The sequence below is a fragment of the Allobaculum sp. genome (genome assembly GCF_047010065.1).
Taxonomy (GTDB): domain Bacteria; phylum Bacillota_I; class Bacilli_A; order Erysipelotrichales; family Erysipelotrichaceae; genus Allobaculum; species Allobaculum fili.
Genome location: NZ_JBKXLD010000003.1, coordinates 5,965 through 26,049, shown reverse-complemented (window position 1 = coordinate 26,049; position 20,085 = coordinate 5,965). Strand labels below are relative to the sequence as shown.

16 protein-coding genes, 1 tRNA gene and 1 pseudogene are annotated in these 20,085 nt (G+C 47.8%); 17 read left to right on the top strand and 1 reads right to left on the bottom strand.

Features of this window, described 5'->3' with window-relative positions; all coding sequences use genetic code 11:
• Positions 1-914: 914 nt before the first annotated feature.
• From ACLUYS_RS00580 to mscL, 13 genes are all read left to right on the top strand, one after another.
• Positions 915-3,671: an InlB B-repeat-containing protein gene (locus ACLUYS_RS00580; RefSeq protein WP_412658632.1), complete on the top strand. Its 2,757-nt coding sequence runs from the start codon at positions 915-917 to the stop codon at positions 3,669-3,671.
• Positions 3,658-3,951, top strand: a complete 294-nt coding sequence (locus ACLUYS_RS00575; RefSeq protein WP_412658631.1) for a hypothetical protein — start codon at positions 3,658-3,660, stop codon at positions 3,949-3,951. Before ACLUYS_RS00580 ends, ACLUYS_RS00575 begins: the two co-directional genes overlap by 14 nt.
• A gap of 35 nt (positions 3,952-3,986) precedes the next feature.
• Positions 3,987-4,544: a signal peptidase I gene (lepB, locus tag ACLUYS_RS00570; protein ID WP_412658629.1), complete on the top strand. Its 558-nt coding sequence runs from the start codon at positions 3,987-3,989 to the stop codon at positions 4,542-4,544.
• Between the two features lie 121 nt (positions 4,545-4,665).
• Positions 4,666-5,742 (top strand): hypothetical protein, encoded by a 1,077-nt coding sequence (locus ACLUYS_RS00565; protein WP_412658628.1) that lies wholly within the window; start codon positions 4,666-4,668, stop codon positions 5,740-5,742.
• A 78-nt stretch (positions 5,743-5,820) separates the two neighbouring features.
• Entirely contained in the window at positions 5,821-6,594 is a 774-nt protein-coding gene (srtB, locus tag ACLUYS_RS00560; RefSeq protein ID WP_412658626.1) for a class B sortase, read from the top strand.
• Positions 6,581-7,285 (top strand): hypothetical protein, encoded by a 705-nt coding sequence (locus tag ACLUYS_RS00555; RefSeq protein ID WP_412658624.1) that lies wholly within the window; start codon positions 6,581-6,583, stop codon positions 7,283-7,285. The genes srtB and ACLUYS_RS00555 overlap by 14 nt, the downstream gene beginning before the upstream one ends.
• A gap of 303 nt (positions 7,286-7,588) precedes the next feature.
• On the top strand, positions 7,589-9,049 hold the full coding sequence (gene gltX, locus ACLUYS_RS00550) for a glutamate--tRNA ligase (RefSeq protein WP_412658622.1): 1,461 nt from the start codon (positions 7,589-7,591) through the stop codon (positions 9,047-9,049).
• Between the two features lie 132 nt (positions 9,050-9,181).
• Complete coding sequence (locus ACLUYS_RS00545) at positions 9,182-10,006, top strand: mechanosensitive ion channel family protein (protein ID WP_412658620.1); 825 nt, start codon at positions 9,182-9,184, stop codon at positions 10,004-10,006.
• Between the two features lie 2 nt (positions 10,007-10,008).
• A complete protein-coding gene (locus ACLUYS_RS00540; protein WP_412658618.1) occupies positions 10,009-10,842 on the top strand; it encodes a hypothetical protein in 834 nt (277 codons plus the stop codon).
• Positions 10,843-10,988: 146 nt separating this feature from the next.
• The gene (locus ACLUYS_RS00535; RefSeq protein WP_412658616.1) at positions 10,989-12,005 is read left to right on the top strand and encodes a hypothetical protein; all 1,017 of its coding nucleotides are present in this window, start codon (positions 10,989-10,991) and stop codon (positions 12,003-12,005) included.
• 596 nt (positions 12,006-12,601) lie between these two features.
• Positions 12,602-14,383, top strand: coding sequence for an aminopeptidase P family protein (locus tag ACLUYS_RS00530; protein WP_412658615.1), 1,782 nt, complete (start codon positions 12,602-12,604; stop codon positions 14,381-14,383).
• Between the two features lie 12 nt (positions 14,384-14,395).
• Positions 14,396-14,866 (top strand): CpXC domain-containing protein, encoded by a 471-nt coding sequence (locus tag ACLUYS_RS00525; RefSeq protein WP_230268325.1) that lies wholly within the window; start codon positions 14,396-14,398, stop codon positions 14,864-14,866.
• Between the two features lie 42 nt (positions 14,867-14,908).
• Positions 14,909-15,328 carry a large-conductance mechanosensitive channel protein MscL gene (gene mscL / locus ACLUYS_RS00520; RefSeq protein WP_288339562.1) on the top strand — a complete coding sequence of 140 codons (420 nt, stop codon included), beginning with the start codon at positions 14,909-14,911 and terminating at the stop codon, positions 15,326-15,328.
• Positions 15,329-15,605: 277 nt separating this feature from the next.
• Here mscL and ACLUYS_RS00515 read toward each other — a convergent pair whose 3' ends face one another.
• Positions 15,606-16,784 carry a pyridoxal phosphate-dependent aminotransferase gene (locus ACLUYS_RS00515; protein ID WP_412658613.1) on the bottom strand — a complete coding sequence of 393 codons (1,179 nt, stop codon included), beginning with the start codon at positions 16,782-16,784 and terminating at the stop codon, positions 15,606-15,608.
• A 359-nt stretch (positions 16,785-17,143) separates the two neighbouring features.
• Between ACLUYS_RS00515 and ACLUYS_RS00510 the strand changes: the two genes are divergently transcribed.
• The 4 genes and pseudogenes from ACLUYS_RS00510 to ACLUYS_RS00495 form a co-directional block, all read left to right on the top strand.
• A tRNA-Trp gene (locus ACLUYS_RS00510) sits at positions 17,144-17,217 on the top strand.
• A gap of 119 nt (positions 17,218-17,336) precedes the next feature.
• The gene (locus tag ACLUYS_RS00505) at positions 17,337-17,648 is read left to right on the top strand and encodes a hypothetical protein (RefSeq protein ID WP_412658611.1); all 312 of its coding nucleotides are present in this window, start codon (positions 17,337-17,339) and stop codon (positions 17,646-17,648) included.
• A 525-nt stretch (positions 17,649-18,173) separates the two neighbouring features.
• A complete protein-coding gene (locus ACLUYS_RS00500) occupies positions 18,174-18,932 on the top strand; it encodes a hypothetical protein (RefSeq protein WP_412658609.1) in 759 nt (252 codons plus the stop codon).
• 257 nt (positions 18,933-19,189) lie between these two features.
• Positions 19,190-20,085 (top strand): annotated as a pseudogene (locus ACLUYS_RS00495) (hypothetical protein); the annotation flags it as partial.

The following is a 20,085-nucleotide window of genomic DNA, read 5'->3' as shown; positions in this document are numbered from 1 at the left end:
GCCGTAATTTTAGGTTTGAAAGCTGTTACATTCAGGTCTGGTCATTTAACTTTACTCGGGTGAAGCTTTCAAAGCTGGACGGAACCGACACGTCCAGAGAAAGCCCGGTATGAATTTCATGCATCGATTTGATCTTGCAAAAAAACGGGTATACATAAATAAAACAAACGGGTATACATAAATAAAACAGTAGAAAATTAAAACGGCGATAAAAAAATAGTCAGAAAACAATTAAAAACGGCGGAAAATGGCCGAGAGGAAAAAAACGCGACATATTTAAAATGACATATCGATGAAAACACGATACTCAAAAGGGAAAACGACACCGCAGGAAATTCAAAGTCAGATCGGCATCGCCAAGGATGGAAAAAAGGGACTGGAGCAGCGAAAACTCCAGTCCATTTTTTCTGAAACGTAATTATTTAAGTTTATTTAATTTAAGGAATTTGTCAAGCGATCATAAAAAAATAAACATAGTTAGAAAACACTAAATACATTTAAAAACAATTAATCATGGGATAGCAGTCGATACCGAAAAGTGCCGGACGTTTGTAAAAAGGAGCTTGTCTAGGCCATAAGTAACCGATAGTATGGTAACCGAACATTCGTTGAAGCCAAATTGCATGCCGCAAGATGTGAAATGATGGGATACCTTCTCATACGATCCATCCCAAGGCATGGGATAAGGCTTATACGAGTGGTCGCATGACGGGCGAAAGGCAACACGCATTTAAACAGTTCAGAAAAAAATCTTGTTAAAAATGTCCCTTTTCATAGAGTGACTCTCATAGAGGGAAAGTGATTCTCCTGCGGGAATTGTTCTGGAGGGGGCGGTTGTCGCAAAGAAAAAGAAAAGGAAACCCTATTGCAAATTCAGCAGACGTGCTGGGTCGGCATAGACGCTTCCTGCCGCCGTGCGTTTCTGTTTTTTCAGTGAATATGACGATATCCGCCAGACGAATGGAAAAGCAGAAAGCATACCCTGGATCGCCGTTTTCAAAGCCGTCGATCCGGATTCAAGAATGTGGCCCTTCTTTTGCCGCTTTGAAGTAGATGAAGTATGGAGGGCGATTGTGACACGAAAGAAAACTCTACGAAAACTCAGCGCGGCGCTGCTCAGTGCTGCAATGTGTTTCGGATTTCTGATCCCGGTGTTTGCCGAAGGAGAAGGAGACAATCCTTCTTTTGCGCAGACGGAGAACATGCCCGTCTCAAATACAGAGCCGTCTGCCGGCAATACCGAAATCTCCGAACCGCAGTCCGATGCATCGGCCGCGCAAGGAAATCCGGATCCTACGTCGGATCAAAGTACAGAATCTCCAGATGCTGCAGCGGATGATTCTGTACAGGACGCAGAAGAATCCTCGGATTCTTCGAGCTCTTCAGATGAATCGACTTCCAGCACCGATTCGAAACCGTCTGACTCCTACAGTGAGGCAGATGGGGAAATCGGCAAGGAAGAAAACGAGTCCTCTGAAGATGCAAATGAAAAAGACGGGTCGTCTGAAGAGGAGACGCCCGCAAAGCCTGTTCAGTTTGAAAAGACTGCCGATCTTATTCATGTAACCGCAAAAACGACTTCCGATATTCTTCCCGAAGACGCGGAGATGCGCGTTAAGCTCTACTCCGATCAGGATGAAGGATTCCGGGCAGCCGAAAATGCGCTGAACAGCAGTCAGGTGAACTATGATGGTTTGCTTGTCGTTGATGTCTCATTCTGGAAAGACGGAAAGGAAATCGAGCCCGAAGACGGAACCGTTGACGTCCAGATGTCCTTTGACAAGACGCTGGTCGATGACGAAAAAACGGAGAATTCCCTGCAAGTCCATCACATCTCTGAAAAAGACGGAATTAAAGTCGAAAAGGTTGCCTGCGAAAGCAAACAGACCATTCAGGATGCGAACGAAACTTACAAAGCGGAATTCAAAGTGGATAGTTTCTCTTCCTTCACGATTACTTGGAATCGTAAAGATACACAAACAGCATATATTGATTTAAATCTTGTTGATGAGTATGGTCAGACACTTGATACCGAACCCCAATCCGAACCATTGAACACCCCTGGTTGGTATACCACAGTTACGGTTGATCTGAAAGATTATGCGAAGAAATGTACGATTGATGGATACACGTTTGTTAGAGGAGAAAAAACTGATGACAGCGGTAATTCGCAAATTATTGATCAGATTAAACTGACATATTCTAGGGAATATGTTTGGGGTTCTGGATCTAACATTTCTGTCAAAGCGGAGTATTTATATCAAAATGGACTAGTGTATAAAGAAACGGCGAATCCTGGTGGTCACTTCGCGGCAGATTTGGTGTTTGCCCCTGTAGATCCTGAACCTGAAACGAGTACACTCACATTCAACAAAAATGGAGGAAGTATTGATGCTCCTGATCCTGTTAACGGCAGCATTGGCGATTCAGTAATTCTTCCTGATTATGAAGGGACTCGGCAAGGCTATAGATTTCTTGGGTGGTCAACAGGAACAAACCTGAATTCGATGGATTACTATCCTTTGTTCAAAGTTGGATCTACCTTCCAGCTCACTGAAAAAAGCCATACTCTGTATGCAGTTTGGACACCTACGAATCCTAATACGGAAGCACTCTTCTTCATCCGTCTGGATGGACAGATTCCAAATGAACCGGCTTCCTATAACAACGAGCAGTATGTAGGAACGATCACTCTGCAAAACGCAATTCAGGAAAAGCGCTGGGTAATCGATAACTCACATCGCACTGGCGAATACCTTAAGGGTGTGAATGCTCAGAATGATGTCACAGACAGACTGAATGATGTTCCAACAGCAGATCAGATCAAATCCATTTACAGCAGTTTTGATCCAGATACTCAATATGTACTCTGGTATGTTCAGAAGCTAGAAAATAATGGATGGCATGTGGATGGTGTACTTCTTGACAAAGAGAAGGTCAATGTCAGCTACGATCGCAACTGCCCCGATGAAAACGTAATTGTTCCAAAGGGATATCAGAGAGATCCAAACACAAAGATCACGATTGGTCACAATAACGCAGGCGAAATGGTCACCCCTGTGCGCGATGGATATATATTCCTCGGCTGGTCCAAAACGGCAGATGCACTTGAGGGCGATCGTTACCACAACGGTGATTCATATGTCCTGACTGAAGATACGACCTTTTATGCTCAATGGGCTTTGGATATTGACCAGCTTACCGTCACAAAGTATATCGAAGGCAATATGGGCGACAAATCGAAGAAGTTTGAGTTTCAAGTTCAGATCAAAGATCGGAACGGAAACGTTTATACCGATGCGAGCAAAGAATTAACTCTGGTTGATGGTTGGTACACATTTGAGCTCACAAACGGACAGTCCTATGTCTTTAAAGTTCCAAAAGGCGGTACTTATCAGGTGAAAGAAGATCCGAAAGAGTATGTAGCCGAATACACCATCTCTGGAGGTCATACAGAATCCAGAAAGCAAGGCAAAGATACGGACGTCAGAAACTTTAATGGACTCACTGAGGTGGTCTTCCATAACGTAAAAGAAACTGCTGTTCCAGGCGGCCTTCGAGACGATGGAGAACAGAGCTCTGCGCTAGTTACTGGTGGGGCTTTAGGCATTCTGGCGCTTGCTGCCTACTCCTTAATTTTCCGAAAGGAACGTGAACATGAGCAGCGCTAAAAGCAAAGGGAAAACCGCACCTGAGAAAAAAGAAAAAATGAGCCCGGAATCCTGCCAGAACATGGAGGATCTGGCTCAGTACATTTCCCAGATGAAATTTACTAAAAAGACTTTTGGCGGTGTAAGTGAGCTGAGCGTATGGCGTCAGATGGAAGAGCTGCAGAAAGCATATCGAACCGTCATGGCGTGTCAGGAATCGTACTACCGAGCTTTGCTGGATGAAAAAGATCTGGAAATCCAGAAACTCAAAAGCAGCGATTCCTCTTCGCTTAGCGAATAAAAATTTAAATGCTCCATATAAGAGGTTAGAAATCAATGCAAAAAAAGAAAGCAAAACCAGTTACCCCGGAAGCAGTGATTGCTCGAAGGCGAAAGGATTTACTGGATCGGCGAGACATCAAATCCTTTCTGACTCGGCTGGCGGGACTAATCCTCTTCATTTATGTCCTGTTCGGCGTCGTCTTCCGACTCACAATTGTTTCGGGTGATGACATGAAACCCACACTTCGGTCTGGCGACATTGCTCTGGTCTACTGCTTTCCCTCGAATTTATGGAACAACGATATCGTTTCCTATGAAGCAAACGGTAAAGTCCGGACCGGAAGAATTGTCGCACGGCCCGGCGATACGGTAGAAATTACCGAAGATGCGAAGCTGAAAGTAAATAACGGAACCGTCAGTGAAGGAGAAATCTATTACTCCACCCCTGCATACGATTCGGACGTTACTTACCCATTGCTTCTTGGCGACAATGAATATTTCATTTTGAGCGACTTTCGAGAAGGCGCAGCAGACAGCCGACAGTTCGGACCTGTTGAACGAGAGAACATTATTGGAAAAGTTTCCACGATTCTCCGCCGCATCTCTCTCTAAATTCAGCCGCCCTTTCAAAGATTTAACTTTGAATAACAAATCATAGATATTTCTCAAAATTCGGTCTGAGTTCATCGAAGACTGGGACCGAACTAATGAGAAATGTGAAAGAGGAAAGAAAATGAAAAACTTTAAGTCTCTCGCAGCACTTACAGCAGCAAGCATGATCTCTCTGGCTAGCGTAGCTACTCCGATCTTCGCAGAGGATACACCTAACCCAAATCCAACGTTTGCAACTTCTGTTACCACAAAGGATGGATTGGTTACAGCAAGCAATTCTACAATCGAATACGCGATTGCTCCGGCAACAGATGATGTTGAAGTGAACTATGACGGTTCTGCAGCAGGTGGCACTGTATTTAAAGGTACTGATGTTCAGACTGTTGGAATCACTATGGGGGCTGCAACCCAGCAGGATGAAGTGACATCTCTAAACAAGATTGAGTACAGCAATGTCACAGTTAATATTGCCAATCCAGGCAACTTCCCCGGTGCTGGTATCTTCAAATATTCGATTACTCCAACAACGACAGGCACAGAACCCAACAACAAGAGTATCGATATTAATGAGCAGCAGTTCGACCTGTACTTATATGTTGGTTATGATAGCAACAATCAGCTCGCAGTTCTCAGACATTGGTTCACTACCCCAGGTTCCGATACTAAGCTGAGCCAGGATGAGGTCGTATTCACTCATACATATAATCCTAATCCACTGAAGGTTACTAAAACTGTTACAGGTAATCAGGGTAACAAAGGGCAGTACTTCGATTTTAAAGTAACCGTGACAAAACCAGCCGGTCAGACTCTCAACGCTAAGCTTGGGAATGCAGCAGTAAACCCAACACACAATGAGGATGATACGAAATATACTTACAATTTTAGACTGAAAGATGGAGAGGAATTCATTATCGATGGCCTGACAGGTGATGACATCTACTCTGTTTCGGAAACTCCATTAGGTTATGAAGCATCCTATATTAAGACGGTAGGAGCCACTACGGACTCAAAGGTAGAGGACGACCATATTAATAACGTTACAGCAACGGATGGAATGGACGAAGAAGTAGCCTTTACTAACCACAGAGAAGGTACCGTTCCTACGGGTATCCTGATGACTGCTGCTCCTTATGTAGCTGTAGTTGGTCTGGGCGGTGTATTCGCCGGTATGTTCTTCCGTCGTAAACGCGAAGACTAATTTCGGATCATTGAATCTGGAATAGACGAATTCATACGAAGCCTTAGAGCTTCTTGTGAACAAAGGAGAAAGAGTTAAATGGACAGAGCTGCAAAACTGGCCCGGATGGGAGATCGACTGATCAGTTTCGTCGCAATGATTCTTGTTCTTTGCATGATGCTGTACGGCGGCTATTCTCTCCTGGACAACTGGCGCTTGTCGCAGGCAGGCTTTGGTTCCGATCTGATGAAATACAAACCGGCTCCTGGCCAGTCCTGGTCAATGGATGAACTGGTGGCGATGAACAAAGACGTGATCGGATGGATTACGATCGATGATACACATATCGACCAGCCGATTGTTCAGGGCAAGGATGACATGGAATATGTGAATAAGGATCCTCTGGGAGACTTCTCTCTTTCGGGTTCGATCTTCCTTTCCTGTCTGAACAGCCTGGACTTCTCGGATCCCTATTCGCTGATGTATGGACATCATATGGAAAACGGCGGAATGTTCGGAGATCTGACGAAGTTCCTGAAAAAGGACTATTTCGATGATCACAAAACGGGGACGCTGTATTCTCTGGATTCGCAATGGGATATCGAAGTGTTTGCGGTACTGAAAACTGATGCTGCAGACCCGGACGTATATTCCATTCCGCAGGGAGCTTCGACTCTTGACGGACGATTCCTGGAACGGCTCAAAAAAGACTGCCAGCAGTACCGCGATATCGGCGTAAAGCCGGATCAGCAGATCATTGCTCTTTCGACTTGCTATGACGTTGAAACAAATGGACGCGTCCTTCTCTTTGGCCGCATCCAGAATAAGCAGGAGGTGAAGAATGCTAATGAAAATTCGTATGAACAAAATTAAGCATCTTCTTCTTGCCGGTCTTCTATTCGTGATGTCCTTTCAGCCGATTTCGGTTTACGCGGCGTCTTCAGTCGATGTAAACATCCCGGTTTCCACCTTCTTTACGGAAGGAAAACCGAAACCGGGTCCCGAAGTATCGGTTGTAACGGAATTCCGACTTGAAGCTGTTGACGGCGCACCGCTTCCTCAGAAAACCGTACTTCGCATTAACGGCGAAGGGAAAGACTGGTTTGGAAATATCACGTATACCGTCCCTGGCGACTACTATTACGTGCTCGTTTCCGATCTGATCGAGGGAGACAACTGTGAACTGCTGATTGAAGACGATACGACGATCCGCGTTTCGATCACGAATGGTGAAGACGGCCTGGTGGCTGTCGTGAAGGCCTATCCGTCAATGGATCATGCGGCGTCGGATCAGGCGAAACGCGATACCATGCAGGAAATTCAGTACAAGCCGACGATCGACCCGGGCGATGACAGCTCGGACACTTCCTCCGGCTCCAGCAGCGACAAGTCTGATTCAGGCAATAAGCCAAGTGATTCAGGAAGCAAGCCTGGCGGTTCAATGGATCGGGAAGCAACTCCAGCTCCTCGAATCCCCCCACCAAGGGCCATGGACCGAACACTGCCGCAGCGCTTAGTGCCAACCTTTGGATCTGGATTGCTCTTTGCGCCACGATCATTCTGATCTTCACGCAGAGAAAGCTTTCCCGTGACAAATCGAACCGGTAAGCGCCGGGCAGAAGAAGAAACAGCCTAAAACGCTTATCCATTTCTATCCGCTTAGTGCGGAACTTAGATGGAAAATCAGCAGCTTTCCTTACGTGCTCTAGCATGAGGAAGGCTGCTTTTTTGCATGCGTTTCTAAACGTTCGCGGATTGAAAATAGAGAATGCCGGCGAAAAAGGTTACGCGCACTGCAGGGGTGGGAGGGCGGTTTGTCAAAAGGAAAATAATCCATTAAGATTTGTATGTTAAGGAGTTGATTGTTTTGTCTCGTAAAGTTAGAACTCGTTTTGCCCCATCTCCGACTGGCTATATGCACATTGGCAACCTGCGTACAGCTCTGTTTGAGTATCTGATTGCCAAACACGATAACGGCGACTTCCTGCTTCGTATTGAAGATACGGACCAGGGACGAAAAGTCGAAGGCGCAGTAGATATTATTTATAAAACTCTGAAAGATGTCGGCCTGAACTGGGACGAAGGACCAGATATCGGCGGCAATTTCGGACCGTATATTCAGTCTGAGCGTCTTCCTATGTATAAAGGCTATGCCGAAGAACTCGTAAAAACCGGCCATGCCCACTACTGCTTCTGCTCGGAAGAGGAAATTGAAGAGCAGCGCAAGGAAGCTGAATCCCTCGGTATTTCCTTCAAGTTTGACGATCCCTGCAAGCATCTTGATGCCAAGGAAGTGCAGGAGCGTATCGATTGCGGTGATCCGTTTGTTATTCGTCAGACCATTTCCAATGTTGGAGAAACATCCTTTGATGACATGGTTTACGGCCACATCGAATTCGACGGCGACCTGCTCGACGAGCAGATCCTGCTGAAATCCGACGGCTATCCTACGTATAACTTTGCCAACATCATCGATGACCACACGATGGAAATCAGCCACGTTGTTCGCGGCAACGAATACCTGTCTTCTACCCCGAAATACAACCTGATTTATGACGCGTATGGATGGGAAAGACCAACTTATGTTCACGTTCCGCCCGTAATGAAAGATGAGAAGCATAAGCTGTCCAAGCGTAACGGCGATGCGTCCTTCCAGGATCTCGTAGTCAAAGGCTATCTGCCCGCTGCCATTATCAACTACATTGCGCTGCTGGGCTGGGCACCGCCAACGGAGCAGGAGATCTACACGCTCGAAGAGCTGATCGATGTCTTCGATGTATCCCGCATTTCCCGCTCTCCGGCGATTTTCGATATTGACAAACTGACCTGGATGAATGGCGTTTACCTGCGCAGCATGGATGAGGATACATACTTTGAAACGGTTAGACCGTATCTGGAAAAAGCTGTCAAAGGTTCGTATTCCCATCGTGAAATCGCGAAGATCATCCAGCCGCGTATCGATATTCTCAACCAGATCGAAGAGGCTGTTGATTTCTTTGATCAGCCAGGCGACTACGATCTCGAGATGTATCGTCACAAGAAAATGAAATCCACACCGGAAACGGCCCTGACCGCACTGAAAGCCGCGCGTGAAGCCATTGCCGGTATTCAGGACTGGACAGAAGAAAACGTTCACGAAACTCTGCTTGCTCTGCCAAAGGAAATGGGCATGAAAAACGGGCAGGTTCTCTGGCCTGTACGTACTGCCGTATCCGGCAAGCAGTTCACACCGGGCGGCGCGATTGAAATCGTGCATATCCTGGGCAAAGACGAATCCCTCGCTCGAATTGATCAGGGAATCGCCCGTCTCGAAGAGGCCCTCGCCTAGTCGTTTCCTTCAGGAATCGTTCCGGCTTAAACCATTACTGTGCTGTATCCTTATGGTATGGCACAGTTTTTTTCTGTCGGGATTTACCCGTCCCATCCCAATTCTGTAAATCTTGGAAAGGAGTGAGGATTGATGAGCTGGGAACAGTTTATTCATAACAATTTCTTGATGAAGCTTCTTGCGGCCACGATTGAACTGGTGATCGGTTTCTTTTTAGGACCTGCGGTTAAGCGTCTGATTTTGCGTCTGCACAATCGAAAAGGTGTGGATGAAGGCGTTCTGACATTTACCGGATCGCTGGCGAACATTCTGATTCGCATCATCGCGATCATCATCGCCTTAGGCCAGATCGGTGTGGATATGTCCGTTGCGGTCGGTGCGTTTTCCGCGTTAGGCCTTGGTATTTCTCTGGCATTAAAGGACAACATGTCCAACGTAGCCAGCGGTCTGCAGATTCTGATTACCAAGCCGTTTAAAGTGGGAGACTATATTGCCTGCAACGAGTGTGAAGGCACAGTGGTTTCGATTGAAATCATGTTTACTACCCTGGAAACATTCGATAATCAGGAAGTGGTTATTCCCAATACCGTTCTGATTTCCAATTCCATTACCAACTATTCGTGCTATCCTTCCCGGCGTCTTGTCATCAAGGTTCCGGTCAGTCTGTTTGTGGATCCGAAGGAATTTCGAAGTGAAGCGCAAAAGGCGATGGAAGCCTGTCCGTATGTGCTCAAGGATCCAAAACCGAAAACCCAGATCGGCGATTATCTGGCTGATGGCAGCGGTATGGAAATCAATCTGGTCTGCTACTCTACGATTGAACAGTTCTGGGATATGAAGTTTGCTTTGCAGGAGGAAATCCAGAAAATCCGAAGCAGCCTTGCTCTGGCAGCGCCGACGGATGTCATCGCCCTTTCTTCTGCTTCCGCAGTCGTAAAGGAAACCAAAGGAAATTAAGCATGAATCTCTATACCTATATTTATTTACCGGCAGTCGAATCGTATCGACTGCCGGGCTTTTCCCAAGCGGAGGCATTGCCGGTTCTGATTCAGATTCGCGAAGCCAATCTGCCGCTCGATCAGACAAAACAGCTTTGCGGCGATCTGGTCCAGACCGTCTGCACTCTCGACTCGCCCAATTCAGCTCCTGTAAACGGATCGACCAATTCGCTTTTGGCAAATACGAAAGCGAGCGCGAACACCAGCATCAACAATCCGGATCAAACCGATGCCAGACTGGAACAGAAATTTGAACAGGAACGTGAACAGGAACAAGAGCAGGAACCAGGAATGGAACCAGAACCGCTGGAAACCCGGCTTTCCAAGACGCTCGAGCAGGCGCGTCAGACTTTGCAAGCGGAAAAGGCAAAAAAGAAAACGAGTCACTGGGTTCGAGAAGGTATGGATCTGCTTCTGTTCGTTCCGCTCTGGATTGCCATCAAGCAGGTATTGATCAATCTCTGGATGGATCCGTTTTTCGCGCATGAAGCGCTGCCGATGACGATGCACTTCGGTCCTGGTGATCTGATTTCCGCACTTGGCGTCTACGTGGTCGCTAAACTGCTCATCGCCTGCATTGCCCGCTATCCAAAAGGCTGGAAACGGTGGCTGACGATCGTACTTTGCCTGATCGGCTTTCTGGGTTCGGATTATGTCGGCCGAATGAACTGGCCCGGGGCGATTACGGTTTCGCCATGGAGCGTGCTGCTCGTGTGTGCAGTCGTATTCGCGCTGGCGTACGTATGGCATGGTCAGGTGTTTGGAAACCGAAAAAACGAACCTCGAATCAGCTAAGCGGATCGGATCTGCTGGGACGACTCAATAGCGTCGGAAAAAGATCAGACTTTCCCATACTCCGAATCGCGTTGTAGAATAGGAAAGAACTTTTTTACAATTCACGGCCTGGAGCCACTCTCCAGGCTTTCGTTATGGAGCATGTTATGAATATTTTAACGACTATTCTCAAGACGCCCCAGTACAGTCAGGCTCTGCTGTATACCGTGATCGTTCTGATCGTGGCGATTATCGGTATCTTCATCCCGCTGCGCTGGCAGTCGATTCTGACTACGCCGTTTTCCTTCCGCACGTTTGGAATTCGCAAAATCCGCCGATGGCATTCGAGGACGGACACGCTTGGAAACATTTTCCTGTTTCTGAGTATCGTCTTCTGTATCCTGGCGCCCTGGATTCCGTATTCTCCATGGATTTATCTGGGATGGCTCATTGTGACGTACATTTGCTCGCTTTCGCGCGCGATTCGTATGACGGCGGTCACAAACAAAAAGATCAAACGGACGATCATCTTCTTTACCACGCTCGTATTTGGCATCGGTCTGCTTTCGACGATGGGCTTTTACAACCATTACGTGCTCTGGATTCGTTCCTTCTTCTTTGCGAACGCGATCGAATCCCGTGCCGCTTTCGATGTGATGTATTACCTCAACTCGGTCAACCCGGGAGCCTATCTGCTGCAGACGCTGCTGCTCATTACGCCGCTGTTCTTTCTGTGGCGCCAGTTCAAGTACATGCGTCTGGAAAACACGTATCCGGCTCGCAACGTCGGCTTCTATATTGTGAAGACGATTCTGCTCTGCCTTTTCATGGCGGTATTCGCGATCTTCGGCCCGACCGGCCTCGATAACATTTACAACGTGTCCCCCGAACAGCGCATCAGCGAAGAAGTGAAAAATAAGCCGATGAGCCGGGAAGACGCCAAAGCGTTTGAAAAAGAGCTGGAAGAGCGAAAACCGCAGGAAGAAGAAAACAAACCCGATCAGCCTTCCTCTCAGCAGTCGGAAATCCAGGCGGAGCCGCAGCCGGAAGAACCGGCACCGAATCCGGAAGAAAATCCTGAGGTACAGCCGGGTCCCAATGCGATCCCGCCAGAAACTCCGGTCGATCCAGGCATCGATCCAAACAATCTCGCCGATCCCAATACGGCGCCCGTTCAGGTTTAAGTTCGGATCGAGACCCTTTCTTGAAATTTTGAAAAAGAACGCACCCTCGCGGTGTGTTTTCTTTTTGGAAGAAAGAAGACCAAGACTGCGAACGATCCGCTGGAAAATCTGTGAAATGGGTCTCTGAGAAGAATTCTAGGAAGAATATGGAGAAGAACGAGGATTCGAACCGGGACAAAAATTTTGAAAAGGGGATCAAAAAGGATAACAGGTGCACTGGTGCCGCGGCTTTCGACAGCCGTCTGGCTGACTACAGACAAACGAAGTGATTGTCGTCCGGTCTGGGAGAACAAACAGCCGAACGGTAGATCCTATAGATAGAGAAACGATCGAGAAAAAGGAAGAGGAGAAGAAGAAGGCGGGAAGGGCAGCCATAAGGGAAAGCTGCAGGAGAAAGCCGTCAGAGAAAACAGCCCAGAAATCGAAGGGGAACAAAAAGAAACCCGAATTCTCCGGTGGAAACCGAAGAATTCTAAAGGAGTCAAAACGGTGTCCGGCGAAAGCGATAACCGGTCCAATTGGGCGATTCAGGCCGGGAATTGGCCGGTTAGGCGTTTGCTCTTCTATAATGGGGTTCAGAAAGAAGGGACCAACCGATGAATCAACCTTTGAAACAGCTCAGAGAAAAAATGGCTGAGCATAACGTGGATGCCGTCATCATTCCGACTTCGGACTTCCACGATACCGAATATGTCTGCGACTATTTTGGCGCGAGAAAACACTTCTCCGGATTTACTGGAAGTGCCGGTGTTCTGGTCGTTCTGAAGGATCAGGCGGGTCTTTGGACCGATGGCCGCTATTTCCTGCAGGCTGCCCAGGAGCTGAAAGACTCCGGCGTAGATCTGATGAAAATGGGCATGCCCGAAACGCCATCGATTGAACAGTACATTCTCGATCATGTCGACAACGGCGGAACGCTGGCGTTCGACGGCCGCTGCATTTCCATGCATGCCTTTGAAAAGTATCAGGATCGCATGAACGAAAAGAACATCCGGATTGAAACCAGTCTGGATCTGGCCGGCGAAGCCTGGCCGGATCGCCCGGAACTCCCCGCAACAGAAACGTCCCATTTCGATGAAAAATACACCGGAAAATCCATGGAAGAAAAACTGTCCGAACTGCGTGAGGCCATGAACAAAGCCGGCGCCCGTCATCATGTTACCAACAAGATCGACGAAGTAGCCTGGCTCTATAATCTGCGTGCCCACGATATTCCAAGCTTCCCAGTCGCTCTGGCCTACACGATTGTCGATGAAGACGGCGGAACGCTTTATATCGATGAAAGCCGCCTCGATGCGACAAGTGCCCAACTCCTGAAAAAAGCCGGCATTCGCACGGCACCGTACGATCAGGTCTACGACGATGCGAAAGCCCTGGAAGGACCGGTTCTGATGGATCGCGACTTCATCAACTCCCGCATTGGACGTTCGATTGAAAACCCGATCTGGCAGGATAACCCGATCCAGCTGATGAAAGCCTGCAAAAACGAAACCGAAGTTAACGGATTCCGTGAAGCGCACAAGCAGGACGCGGTGGCGATGATCCGCTTCTGGAAGTGGCTGGAAGACGAAATGAAAGCCGGTCATGTGTTGACCGAAACATCGGCTGCCGATCAGCTGCACGAATTCCGTGCCGCTCAGCCGGACTTTATTGAAGAATCGTTCACAACCATTTCTGCGTATGGCGCGAATGCGTCGATGCCGCACTATCATCCGGATCACGAACATCCCGTCGTGATTGAAAACCGCGGTCTGTATCTCGTGGACTCCGGCGGACATTATTACCCAGGTACTACCGATATCACCCGTACGTTTGTGGTCGGCGATCTGACGGATGAAGAAAAAGAAGCGTTCACCCGTGTGCTGCAGGGACACATTGCTCTGGAAAAAGCCGTATTCCCGGCGGGCGCCCGCGGTCTGAACCTCGATATTACCGCCCGTGAACCGCTCTGGAAAAACGGTCTGGACTTCAACCACGGTACTGGTCATGGTGTCGGTCATGTGCTCAGCGTACACGAAGGTCCAAACGGCTTCCGCTGGCGGATTGTTCCGGAACGCAAGGATTCCTGCGTTCTGATGCCAGGCATGGTGACTTCCGATGAACCGGGTCTGTATGTCGAAGGCAAGTACGGCATTCGTCACGAAAACCTGCTCGTTACCGTTCCGGCATTTGAAACCGAATTCGGACAGTTTTACAGGCACGATGCGCTGACGCTCGTTCCGTTTGATGTTCGCGGTCTGAACGTAAAAGAAATGGAACAGAACGAGATCGACTGGCTCAATGCCTATCATCAGCGTGTCTATGACGAAATTTCGCCGCGTCTGAATGAAGAAGAAGCCGCCTGGCTGTACGAAAAGACCCGCCCCATTCACGCGTAAATTCAAAATCGAATGAAAAAACGGCTCTTTTCGTTTACCTGTCCGCACTGCGGGCGCTCCTTCTACCTCTCGCGTGATACCTATCTCATTCGCGATGAGAAAAGCACGGAGTATCAGCGGCTCAAAGACGGAACCTACTTCATGCACCAGTGTCAGGGCTGTCATCAGCTTTTTCCTCTGGAATATTCGCTCGTCTGGCGCGACCCGCGGTCTTCGCTTTCGCTGATCTGTACGGACCGCAATCCGGAAGGCTTTGAAGGCAATGTGGTCATCACCCGCTCCTCCCGGCAGTTTCTGGAAGCTTTTTCGATTCTGGATCTGCAGCTTCCGCTAAAGGAAACGCTGGCGCTCAAGCGCCGTCTGGAAAAGGAATACGGGACAAGGCTTCGCATTGTGGACTACGACGCGCAAAAAAGTATTCTTTGGCTGGATAAAGACGGAGATCTGATTGGAATACGGTCGATTCTTCCAAAATCTTCTTAGACGTTCAGTAAAATACAGAAAAGAAAAGGAGATTTTCCAACAATGAGCAAATTCATCAGCGAGTTCAAAGAATTTATCTCGCGCGGCAACGTTGTGGATATGGCCGTGGGTATCATCATGGGTTCCGCTTTCACTGCCATCGTCAACTCCCTCGTTACCGACATCGTTACGCCTGTCGTCGGCATGATCTGTGCCGGTGTCAACATTGCCGATCTGTCCGTGTCCATCGGCTCCGCAAAACTGCAGTACGGCCTCTTCCTTCAGGCCATCCTCAACTTCCTGATCATCGCCCTCGTCGTATTCTGCATGGTCAAAGCCATCAATACGGCCCGAGCCAAAGCCGATGCGCTCAAGAAGAAAAAAGAAGAGGAAAAACCGGCGGAAGAAGAAAAGCCGGATCCTCAGCTGGTTCTTCTCGAAGAGATCCGCGACCTGCTGGCCAAGGAAAACGCCGCCAAATAGGGTTTCGGATTTCTATCCTTTTACAATTCCGAATTTCATTCAAGCCGTCTGGAATGCTGATTCCGACGGCTTTTGATTTGCGCATGAGCTGCCAGAGGTGCGAACGTCCAAAGAAAAGCGCGCCGCCGTAAGCCGACAGCGCGCCAGGAGCGTGCAGTAAATGGATGTAAGTGTACGGAATACATGGAATCGCACAAGCCATATACGCAGATGCAGGGCGCATGAATATGCATGTATATTATGCAATAGGCGTGCAGATAAGGAGCTGCGACTGGAATCAATGTTCCAAACGCAGGAAGAAGCGGGTATCGAGCAGGCGCTTCGCTGCGGTTCGAATCGTGTAGCTTGAAACGACTAAAGCCAGACGGACATAGCGGCGCCCCTGTTCGCCAAACGCCAGGCCTGGCGTGACCAGAATGCCGGTTTCATGAAGCAGATCTTTCGCAAACGCAAAGGAATCTTGCCATTCATCCGGAATTTTCGCCCAGACAAACATAGTACCTTCGGGCAGTTTCAAATCCCAGCCGGCCTGAGAAAACTCGCTGACCATCAGACGCCGGCGGATCTCATACGTTTCCCGCGTTTTCGCCACGACAGACGATCCCGTCTTCAGAGCGGTAATGCCCGCATACTGAACCGGAAGGAAAACGCCGTAGTCCATATTGGACTTCAGATTGCGATAGGCGGCGATCACATCTTCGTTGCCGCAGAGAATACCCAGTCTTGCACCGGCCATTCCATACGATTTGGAAAAGGAATTGAGTTCTACGCCGACTTCCTTCGCACCGGGATAGGACAGAAAGCTTTTCGGCTTGCTTCCATCGAAAATCAGATCGCTGTAGGCGTTATCGTAGACGACCAGAATATGATTGTCGCTCGCAAAGCGGATCAGCTTTTCAATAAACCAGTCGGGCGCGACGGCACCGGTCGGGTTGTTTGGATAGTTCACCAGCATCATTCGCGCTTTTTTGCGCTCTTCTACACTGATTGCATCAAAGTCGATCAGATAATCGTTTTCTTCCTTAAGCGGCAAGAACAGAACATCCGCCTCCGCCATGCGCGGCGCATCGAGATAGGCTGGATAGTACGGATCCGGGATCAGATAGCCATCATGCGGGTTGCAGAAGAGAAGCGGGAGATTGACCAGCGCTTCCTGCGATCCCTGAAGCAGGCAGATTTCCGATGGCTTCAGGCAGACTTCGTAATGCTCCTGATACCAGTCCTGGATCGCTTTCACCAGTTCGGGCAGGGGAGACACCGCATAGCGGTAGTTGGCAGGAACGGCTGCCTGTTCGCAAAGCGTATCGATGACGCTCTGCGCGGGCGGAATGTCCGGGGAACCCAGAGAGAAATCCAGGACTGTCATCTGTTCTTCCTGTTCAAGTCGTTCTTTTTCCGCTTTGAGTTCGGTAAAGACCGAAGTATGCAAAGCACTCATTCGTCTGGCAAGTTTCATCCGATATTCTGGCTGGCCGATTCTGTATCTAATAGAAAAGCTCTGACCAGCTTCCTCCTTTCGCCCGCGGCTTCCCAACAAGATTCGCAGAGAATCCTTCCAAAGCATCAGCATCCGCCTGCCACAGTTCTGCAGCAGACGGCGCTTCTATGGACAGAATCTATTGTATCAAGGATTGAAGAGCGGGCGCTGAAGAATGGAAAAAGCCGAAAAAAACAGAGCGCTTTCTCCCAAACAGAATTGCGGCGATCGCAAAAAGTCTTATTTGAATTAGAAATCTATCGTATCGATCTTTTTGAGGAAATTTATTTTTTTGGTTGCATTCCATGTCCGTACCCTGATATACTGATCAGGCATTCAGGGGTATAGTTCAATGGTAGAACAACGGTCTCCAAAACCGTTGATGTGGGTTCAACTCCTGCTACCCCTGCCATCGAAAAATACAGCTCGATCCAGACAGAATAATCTGCGGATCGAGCTTTTTTATTATCTTTCAAAAATGAAAAGCATGTTCAACGCCTGAGGAGAATCTGAACCTCAGGCGTTTTTTTGATGGAACAAGCACCAGAATCTGTACCGCCTTCCTGGCTGAAAATTCCCAAACCAATTCGCAAAGAAGAAAGAGCAGACAGCCGGAGCAAAAAAACGAAAGAAAGAAAAACGGCGCAAACGAAGAAAAAGCGCAGATTGGCTGGACCGGATCCATATACAAAAAGCAGATCGCAAAGCTCAGGACAAAGGATGTTTGAACGGTTCGATCAAAGAACAGTCTGTCGGTATGAGGCCTCAGGCAGTCGATCGGTTCTGGGAAATCGCCTGCCAGCGCAAATCTTCAGGAAGCAATTCATCGATTCTGCACGTTGAAAAAGACAAGCGAAATAATTTTAAAAAGCAATACATATAGATGAACTTTGGATCGCAGAGCAGTCAATTGGCAATGTAAGCGTTGACATTCTTATCACGTGCGTAAATAATGACGATGGTCAGGTTAGTTTAAAACAGACCTTAAAACATGTATCAGTAAGCACCTTTTGTTTATACGGATTCGGCAAAGTTTACATACGAATGATATGAGTTCTGCCTTTCTATTCTCGTGATCTGCCGAAAAGTGGGGAAAGCTAACCGAGCTGCACTTTATCAATACACACAGTCCGACATCTGTCTTTTTCTGTTTACGCGAAAATTCAGCTGCATTCATGAATTTGCGTAAAGCCAGAAGAAATGCTTTATCTTCCGCTAGCTTAACATCAGAGCGATCTGCAGGTTTGGAACAAGGCGCCTGATGCTGTACACGGACGAAAACTGGAAGAGAACATTCGCTGGTCAGACAAAAAAGGCTCTCATTTGCGTCGGGCACAAATGGGAGGTGGTAAGGAGGAGGTGGCTGCAGTGCGATCTGAAAAAAAGAAGACAGTTCTGTTCCTTATTCTTTTGTTCGTATTCTGTATTTTCCCAAATCAGTCGATTCCAATTCATGGAGAAGAATCTGCACAGATTCTGGTCGATCTGACATCAAGTCCCGCGGATCCGGCGACGGACAGCCGGATCTCGCTCATTCAGGCGGCGCAGACGGTCAATGGGGAATATCAGCTGCTGGCTCCCTTCAATACTGGGAAAGCCGATTTTCTTCAGAACTGGTCTGAAGAAATCACAGCCGAACAAAGAGAAGCGTATGCAGAACAGCTTCAGAAACTCACCCTGGAAGCCATAAACAAGAACCAACCCGTCGTAAGGATCGAACCCTCAATACAGACAGACCGGCAAATCGGGTATTCCGATCTCCAGCCAGGCCTGTACCTGTTAACGAGCGCGCAGGGAAATATGTATAGCCTGTATCCGCCGGTCATTGTGGAAATTAAAAGCGGATCCGAAAGCCCGATTCGAATTTTTCCCAAGGTTCAGTATCCAGCCGTTTCCGTCATTAAGAAGGACGAAAGAGGTCATACCATTACCGGACTGGATTTTGAATTCCGAATTTATGCCAATCCTGAATGCACAGTTGAACTGGCTGTGCTGAAAGGCAATCCGAGAACAGGCAAAACTGATTTCTATACGCTGACTTCCAGCACCCCCGTTTATCTCAGGGAAGTCAAAGCTCCGAAAGATTACAGACTCTCCGAAGCGGTCATCCCCATTCACTTTGATTAGAACTTTCCCAATGAGCTTAACTATACAAATCGCTCGTTTTTGAAATTTCATCCCATCAGAGAGCCTTTTTCCGAGGCTCTCTTTTTAATTTTCCCCTGGCTCAATGACCATAACTACGATTAACGAGCTTTATTAAGCAAAATTATAAATCAATTCGATTCTGAGAAATTTCATTTTGAATATAAAAATCCTCCCTGTATAGGTCATTTAATGGTATAATAATGATAGAATTACACTATACAAAAAAGGAGCCGAAAATGTCTGTCCCAGCTGATATCCGGGCCGTCGCCCGTCCCAAAAATACGATTGTTTACGCTTATGGAAAAAACAAAGATCGATACGCTGTCAAACAGCGAGTCGGCTGTATTCGCAAGAATGGCCATTGTTATCCAGTCGATGGTCCTACTATCGGCCACATCATTAATGGCAAATTCGTACCTCTTGAAGAACCGACTTCTCCAGCGGTTCATACATCTAAGACAGTTCTTAAAGACTGGGCCAATGTTGAGCTCTGTTACAGGCAGTCCGCTGAATTGATGGAAGAACTGCTTCAGGTCTATAACCGTCAGGACGCCGATAAGATTCTGTGCATGGCCATTCTTCGCGTCTGCTATCCGCATATCAAAGACTGCGAACTCAAAGAGAGTTACGATGAGTCGTTTCTGACGGAGCTGATGCCAGAAACCGCGATGAGCAAGAATACGATCAGTACATTTCAAAAAGATCTTGGTAAAACGTGCAACCGAATTCTGAAGTTCATGAAAAACCGGGCAGCCAAAGTTGGGATTGATGATCATCTTCTGATCGATGGAACACTGAAGTCGAACGACTCCAGACAAAACACGCTTTCGGAATTTTCCAGAAAAGCCAGACTGAAAGGAAGACGGGATATTTCCGTACTTTATGCATTTGATCTGGAAAAAATGGAGCCCATCTGTTCGCAGTGCTTTCCCGGCAATATGCTCGATCTGACATCCTATGACAGTTTTGTGAAACAGAACGGTATTCAAAGCGGAATTATGGTTGGTGATAAAGGGTTTCCCGTCAAATCGATCGAAGAAGTCCTTAAAGACTGCCCGCAGCTTCATTACTTCAACCCGCTTCATCGGAATGCCAAGCTTGCCTTCGATCATGAGATGTATAACTTCGAGGG